Raw genomic sequence first — 6,738 nt, 5'->3', positions numbered from 1 at the left:
CGGGTATATTCATTGCTTGCATTCGACAGGAGGAAGGATTATTCGGAGCTGAAGCTCCTCACCCTTCGGGCCGTTGCCTGCGGCAACGTTCTCTCGCTTTCGCTCGAGTCGAACCTTAAAGTCGACGACCGCAGATTTGCAGTCAACTCCCTTATTAACGCTCGGGAACCCCAACACGGGGTAATGCTAATACTGGCCTGCTTCCTTCTGGGGAAGCGGGGCGCATCATACCAAATGACGCGCCCCTGTAAAGCATTCCGTTGATAAAAATAAACTGGTTGCCTGCTTTTTGCGCGCAAAGACGCAAAGCTAACCAGCTAATTTATCTATCGATTAAAGAATAATCGTTCGGTTGCCGTAAACGAACACGCGCTGCGCCAGCACCTGATACAGAGCACGGCTCAGCACGTTCTTCTCAACATCGCGGCCGGCACGCATCATATCTTCCGCGGTGTAGGTGTGATCGACATGAATCACGTCCTGCATAATGATCGGGCCTTCATCCAAATTATCGTTTACATAGTGCGCGGTGGCGCCGATGATTTTCACACCGCGCTCGTAGGCCTGATGATACGGACGTGCGCCAATAAAGGCTGGCAGGAATGAGTGGTGGATATTGATAATCTGGTTCGGGAAGCGGGAGACGAACTCTGGCGTCAGCACGCGCATATATTTCGCCAGCACCACATAGTCCGGCGCTAACGCTTCGATAGCATCGCCCATCTGCTTATCGTGCTCTTCACGCGTCAGGCCTTCATGGCTGACCAGCTGGAACGGAATATCAAAACGTTCAACCAGCGTACGCAGCGTCTCGTGATTACCGATAACCGCGGCAATCTCCACATCCAGGCCGCCGTAGTTAGCTTTCATCAGCAGATCGCCGAGGCAGTGTGCTTCTTTGGTGACCAGAATGACCACGCGGCGGCGACCCGCAGGCGTCAGCTCGCGAATCGAACCCTCCGGCAGAGCGCTATCCAAATCGGCCAGCAGAATGGCATCATTGAAAATACCTTCCAGCTCGGTGCGCATAAAGAAGCGGCCGGTCCGGTGATCGACAAACTCGTTGTTTTGCACGATGTTCAGCTCGTGCTTGTAGCAAATGTTGGTGATACGCGCGATGAGTCCTTTCTGATCAGGGCAAATAGTGCGTAGTACTTTACGTTGTAATGAATGCATCGCGGGGGAAATCCTGTAGTGTTTGCTATTGCTGACGCCGGTTTACTGGCCGCAGCATTTTTTAAATTTTTTACCTGAGCCACAAGGGCAGGGGTCGTTACGACCAACCAGCGGTCGCGTGCCGTCGATATAGTACCACTGTCCATTTTCTTTTAAGAATCTGGAACGTTCAATAATTACGCCGCAACGGTTATCGTCGTTAAATCGTGCAATAAAGCTGACGAATCCTTCATCGGGATTTCGCCCTTCATCTGCGGCAAAGACGCTCAGGCCCAGCCAGTGCGTTTTGGCAAAACCGCTCTCCAGATCCGCGCGGAACTGCTGCGCATGGCAAGAGGGGTGCCAGGTTTTAATCAGATAATCGGCATCTTTCATAACAAACGCGCTGTAGCGGGATCGCATCAGCTGTGACGGGCCTGGCGCTGGCAGCGCGCCGTCCAGATAACGCTGGCAACATGCGCTATACTGCAGAGCGCTGCCACAGGGACATAATGGCGACAAAGCGGCCTCCATGGAAAAAGAATGACGGCGCATCGACGCCAAAGTGTTTTATGTTAACTGAGCTGTGGCGATGATGCCATGTTCGCGGTGGAAGGATGTGTATCGGTAATAATGAGAAAGCTTAAGATTGGTCTGGCCTTAGGGGCGGGAGCTGCCCGAGGGTGGTCGCATATTGGTGTGATTAAAGCGCTACAGCGGGCAGGTATTGAAATTGACGTTGTTGCAGGATGCTCTATCGGATCGCTGGTTGGCGCGGCCTACGCCTGCAACCGTCTTCCGGTACTGGAACGATGGGTATGTTCGTTTAGCAACTGGGACGTGCTGCGGTTAATGGATCTCTCCTGGCGTCGCGGCGGCCTGCTGCGCGGGGAGCGGGTATTCAATCAATTTCGACTAGTCCTGCCTACCGCCGAAATTGAACGCTGCGATCGCCGGTTTGCGGCGGTGGCAACCAATCTGAGCACCGGCCGCGAACTGTGGTTTACCGAAGGCGATTTGCATCTGGCGGTACGCGCCTCCTGCAGCATGCCCGGCCTGATGTCGCCCGTCATGCACAATGGCTACTGGCTGGTAGACGGCGCCGTCGTCAATCCCGTCCCGGTCTCTTTGACGCGCGCGCTGGGGGCCGACATCGTCATCGCCGTCGATCTTCAGCACGATGCGCATCTGATGCAGCAGGATTTATGGTCTATCGAGAAGCCGCGAGCTGAAGATGAAAAAGACTTTTCCTGGCATTCGCGCCTGCGCGCTCGGCTGACGGGAATGACCTCCCGGCAGACGACCACCGCTACGCCTACGGCAATGGAGATTATGTCCACCTCTATTCAGGTGCTGGAAAATCGCCTGAAGCGCAACCGTATGGCGGGTGACCCACCGGATATTCTGCTACAGCCCTTTTGCCCACAAATATCTACTCTTGATTTTCATCGCGCCGGTGAGGCGATTGCTGCCGGTCACCTGGCGGTGGAAAAAAAGATGGATGAACTATTACCTTTGGTGCGCGCCTCGGCGTGACGCCCTTGACTTAGACTTCAGTAAATTCTGACAGGCGATAGTGTGAATTGCATGCCAATATTTAATTATCGTCAGCCAGAGGAGAGATCATGACGCAGCCATTGGCGGGGAAACAAATTCTGATCGTTGAAGACGAGCCCGTTTTCCGCACTCTTTTGCACTCCTGGTTAACCTCGCTAGGCGCGACGACCGTGCAGGCTGAGGATGGCGTTGAGGCACTACAAAAAATGGCCGAGTCAAAGCCCGACCTGATGATCTGCGATATCTCGATGCCGCGCATGAATGGACTCCAGCTGGTGGAGTATCTGCGTAACCAGGGCGAACAGATGCCGATTCTGATGATTTCAGCGACGGAAAATATGGCGGATATTGCTAAGGCGCTGCGTCTTGGCGTGCAGGATGTTCTGCTTAAGCCGGTAAAAGATTTTAACCGCCTGCGTGAAACGGTTTACGCCTGCCTCTATCCCCACATGTTCAGCTCGCGTGTGGAAGAGGAGGAGCGGCTGTTTGAGGACTGGGATGCGCTGGTCAGCGACCCGAGCGCCGCGTCCAGGCTGCTACAGGAGCTACAGCCTCCGGTGCAGCAGGAAATATCGCACTGCCGCATCCACTATCGCCAGCTGGTCACCGCTGACAGGCCTGGCCTGGTTCTCGATATTGCGCCATTATCAGAAAATGATTTGGCATTTTACTGTCTGGATGTCACACGAGCAGGTGATAATGGCGTTCTCGCGGCGCTGCTGCTGCGCGCGCTGTTTAACGGTCTACTTCAGGAACAGCTTGCTCATCAAGGCCAGCGCCTGCCGGAAATGACCGGGCTGTTAAAGCAGGTCAACCAGCTGCTTCGTCAGGCGAATTTGCCGGGGCAATTTCCGCTGCTGGTGGGTTATTACCACAGCGGGTTGAAAAATTTGATTTTGGTATCGGCGGGGTTAAACGGCACGCTCAATACCGGAGAACATCAAATACAGATTAGTAATGGTGTACCGCTTGGCACATTAGGTAATGCTTATCTCAACCAAATTAGCCAGCGCTGCTCCTCGTGGCAGTGCCAAATTTGGGGGGCTGGCGGCCGTTTACGCCTGATGTTGTCTGCGGAATGAACAGTTAAGTTTATTTTCACGCTGGTAGGATTACCGCTCTCTCTTTGGCAGTGATACTATCGATGGGTTTTATACGTATAAGTCCTAATTCGAGAAAATCCGCACCTTTCAGACCAGGCTTACCTGGATGGGCTGATATACTGGGTGCGTTATTATTATGGCTAGTTTAAAAAACATACAGTCCAGGAGATTTCAATGGCTGCCGTTAATTCTAAAGTAAGAAAAGCTGTTATCCCGGTTGCGGGATTAGGCACCAGGATGCTGCCCGCTACCAAGGCTATTCCGAAAGAAATGCTGCCACTGGTAGATAAGCCTTTAATTCAGTATGTTGTTAACGAATGTATTGCGGCCGGGATTACTGAAATTGTTCTGGTAACGCACTCTTCCAAAAATTCTATCGAAAACCATTTCGATACCAGTTTTGAACTGGAAGCAATGCTGGAAAAACGTGTAAAACGTCAGCTTCTGGAAGAAGTCCAATCTATTTGTCCGCCGCACGTCACCATTATGCAGGTTCGTCAGGGCCTCGCTAAAGGCCTTGGCCATGCCGTGCTGTGCGCGCATCCGGTCGTGGGCGACGAGCCGGTAGCGGTTATTCTGCCGGACGTTATTCTGGATGAGTTTGAATCCGACCTGAGCCGCGATAACCTGGCGGAAATGATGGCTCGTTTCGACGAAACCGGATCCAGCCAGATTATGGTTGAGCCGGTAGCCGACGTCACCGCCTATGGCGTTGTTGATTGCAAGGGACTGTCCCTGCAGCCGGGCGAAAGCGTGCCGATGGTTGGCGTGGTGGAAAAGCCGAAAGCCGACGTTGCACCTTCCAATCTGGCCGTCGTTGGTCGTTACGTGCTGAGCGCGGATATTTGGCCGCTGCTGGCTAAAACTCCTCCGGGCGCAGGCGATGAAATCCAGCTGACTGATGCCATCGATATGCTGATCGAGAAGGAAACGGTTGAAGCCTACCATATGAAGGGTAAGAGCCATGACTGTGGTAATAAACTCGGTTACATGCAGGCTTTCGTTGAATATGGCGTGCGCCATAAAACGCTCGGCGCAGATTTTAAAGACTGGCTGGAAAAAGCAATCGCTAAGTAAGTAATCGTTATCTTTAGATATCAGAGCCGGGGTGCAGGTATTGTTCCCCGGCTTTTTTATCGCCGCAAGTTAAGATAAAAAAAATCCCGCCGAAGCGGGATTTTTCAAATCTGACGATTTATTACAGCAGGAAATCGTCCAGAGATTTGCCCTGCTCATCCATCGCTTTTTTGATCACTGCCGGGGTGCGGCCCTGACCAGTCCAGGTTTTGGTTTCGCCGTTTTCATCAACGTAGCTATATTTCGCCGGACGTGCTGCGCGTTTGGCTTTGGTGCCCGCTTTAACTGCAGCCATGGTGCTCAGCAGTTCATTCGGGTCAATACCATCAGCGATCAGCATTTCACGGTATTGTTGCAGTTTACGAGTACGCTCTTCAATTTCTGCAGCCGCAGCGCTTTCTTCTTCGCGACGTTCGTTAACGACAACTTCTAATTTTTCCAGCATTTCTTCTAGCGTTTCAAGGGTGCATTCTCTCGCCTGCGCACGAAGAGTACGGATGTTGTTCAAAATTTTAAGTGCTTCGCTCATTGTAGTAATCTCAAACTTATATTGTGGGGTGGTTTGTTGAACTAATAATAGAGCGATATAATCAGATGTGCAATAGGGTAGAATGTAAGGAATTCAAAATTACTTGTTATTTGTCCCGGTAATTAATTAATTTAAGTTAAATTTTTCGTGCCAGTTCACATCTTTCTCGCTTATAGCTTAACCGGCACCGCAAGCTAAAACCCTGAGATAGTATGCTTTTCCCAGCGGACAGGGAGTAAAATTATACTTTGCAGGGATAAATATCCCCCTTCAGTATTAGCGCATTAGTTACAGTGATGTTTAATATAAAACGCTGAACAAAATCCGTTATAACCGCCTGCAAAATGCACCGATTCGCACGAAAGGACAACTGCTCCAGCCGGTTGCACCCCGCGGTGAGGGCAAATAACCGATGGCATGATTGTATTAAGAGGCTTAATCTTTCAGAAGCCGGCTGGCGCAACATACACCTCCCGCCCATCCCTGAAGGGGCCGACAGCGGCAGAAAATATGCTACAATCCTGCCGCGATTAAACACATTTATTGGGGTTATGCAGCCGATGGCACAACTTTATTTTTACTATTCTGCAATGAATGCAGGTAAGTCGACTGCGCTACTGCAGTCCTCATACAATTATCAGGAACGAGGCATGCGTGCCTTAGTTTATACGGCTGAGATTGATGACCGCTTTGGTTCCGGTAAGGTCAGTTCAAGAATTGGACTCTCATCGCCGGCCCGGCTGTTTAACCCGCAGACTTCATTATTCGCCGAGATTAGCGATGAGCACGCAAAGCAGCCGGTTCATTGTGTATTAGTCGATGAGAGCCAGTTTCTGACCCGTGAGCAGGTGCATGAGCTATCCGAGGTTGTTGATGGGCTGGATATCCCGGTGCTGTGCTACGGCCTGCGTACTGATTTTCGCGGGGAGCTGTTTATCGGCAGCCAGTATTTATTAGCCTGGTCAGATAAGCTGGTTGAATTAAAAACGATCTGTTTTTGTGGCCGTAAGGCGAGTATGGTGCTGCGCCTCGATCGCGAAGGGCGGCCGTACAACGAGGGCGAGCAGGTAGTTATTGGCGGCAATGAACGCTACGTATCGGTCTGCCGTAAACATTATAAAGAGGCCTTAAAAGAAGGTTCTCTAACGCTTGTGCAAAACAAGCAGCGCTCCTGCTAACCTCCCTCCGTCGGCCCCACTCAGGCGCGCACCAGGCGCCTGATGACGTCCCAGTATAATTCCCGCATATATTGACGGTCTGTTGCTTCAGCGTCGCTCTGCGTCGGTTGCGCGACCCCTGGCAAAATAGTGGCGAAAA

Annotated in this window: 7 protein-coding genes and 1 other RNA gene; 4 read left to right on the top strand and 4 right to left on the bottom strand. The window is 51.7% G+C overall.

Features of this window, described 5'->3' with window-relative positions:
- Positions 1-21: 21 nt before the first annotated feature.
- From RTE01_RS24305 to RTE01_RS24295, 3 genes are all read right to left on the bottom strand, one after another.
- Positions 22-166, bottom strand: a non-coding RNA gene (locus RTE01_RS24305) — RtT sRNA.
- A 167-nt stretch (positions 167-333) separates the two neighbouring features.
- The gene (gene purU / locus RTE01_RS24300) at positions 334-1,176 is read right to left on the bottom strand and encodes a formyltetrahydrofolate deformylase (protein WP_041146078.1); all 843 of its coding nucleotides are present in this window, start codon (positions 1,174-1,176) and stop codon (positions 334-336) included.
- 42 nt (positions 1,177-1,218) lie between these two features.
- Positions 1,219-1,677 (bottom strand): YchJ family protein, encoded by a 459-nt coding sequence (locus RTE01_RS24295; protein ID WP_134526543.1) that lies wholly within the window; start codon positions 1,675-1,677, stop codon positions 1,219-1,221.
- A gap of 111 nt (positions 1,678-1,788) precedes the next feature.
- On the opposite strand from RTE01_RS24295, the gene rssA reads away from it, so the two are divergent.
- From rssA to galU, 3 genes are all read left to right on the top strand, one after another.
- Positions 1,789-2,691 carry a patatin-like phospholipase RssA gene (rssA, locus tag RTE01_RS24290; protein WP_041146076.1) on the top strand — a complete coding sequence of 301 codons (903 nt, stop codon included), beginning with the start codon at positions 1,789-1,791 and terminating at the stop codon, positions 2,689-2,691.
- An 89-nt stretch (positions 2,692-2,780) separates the two neighbouring features.
- On the top strand, positions 2,781-3,794 hold the full coding sequence (rssB, locus tag RTE01_RS24285; RefSeq protein ID WP_041146075.1) for a two-component system response regulator RssB: 1,014 nt from the start codon (positions 2,781-2,783) through the stop codon (positions 3,792-3,794).
- A gap of 195 nt (positions 3,795-3,989) precedes the next feature.
- Positions 3,990-4,892 (top strand): UTP--glucose-1-phosphate uridylyltransferase GalU, encoded by a 903-nt coding sequence (galU, locus tag RTE01_RS24280; protein WP_076947657.1) that lies wholly within the window; start codon positions 3,990-3,992, stop codon positions 4,890-4,892.
- Between the two features lie 121 nt (positions 4,893-5,013).
- Here galU and hns read toward each other — a convergent pair whose 3' ends face one another.
- Positions 5,014-5,421, bottom strand: coding sequence for a histone-like nucleoid-structuring protein H-NS (gene hns, locus RTE01_RS24275; RefSeq protein WP_041146073.1), 408 nt, complete (start codon positions 5,419-5,421; stop codon positions 5,014-5,016).
- A gap of 560 nt (positions 5,422-5,981) precedes the next feature.
- Here hns and tdk point away from each other — a divergent pair.
- Positions 5,982-6,599, top strand: a complete 618-nt coding sequence (gene tdk / locus RTE01_RS24270; protein WP_041147671.1) for a thymidine kinase — start codon at positions 5,982-5,984, stop codon at positions 6,597-6,599.
- Positions 6,600-6,738 lie beyond the last annotated feature (139 nt).

Origin of the sequence: Klebsiella terrigena (genome assembly GCF_006539725.1) — a bacterium.
In the GTDB taxonomy this organism is placed as follows: domain Bacteria; phylum Pseudomonadota; class Gammaproteobacteria; order Enterobacterales; family Enterobacteriaceae; genus Klebsiella; species Klebsiella terrigena.
The sequence above is the reverse complement of the archived record's forward strand: the minus strand, read 5'-3'. Positions and strand labels throughout refer to the sequence as shown.

Bases quoted from the DNA above. Each gene is read 5' to 3' on its own strand.
- purU (WP_041146078.1), bottom strand. From the start codon at position 1,176: ATGCATTCATTACAACGTAAAGTACTACGCACTATTTGCCCTGATCAG.
- rssA (WP_041146076.1), top strand. From the start codon at position 1,789: ATGAGAAAGCTTAAGATTGGTCTGGCCTTAGGGGCGGGAGCTGCCCGA.
- rssB (WP_041146075.1), top strand. From the start codon at position 2,781: ATGACGCAGCCATTGGCGGGGAAACAAATTCTGATCGTTGAAGACGAG.
- galU (WP_076947657.1), top strand. From the start codon at position 3,990: ATGGCTGCCGTTAATTCTAAAGTAAGAAAAGCTGTTATCCCGGTTGCG.
- hns (WP_041146073.1), bottom strand. From the start codon at position 5,421: ATGAGCGAAGCACTTAAAATTTTGAACAACATCCGTACTCTTCGTGCG.
- tdk (WP_041147671.1), top strand. From the start codon at position 5,982: ATGGCACAACTTTATTTTTACTATTCTGCAATGAATGCAGGTAAGTCG.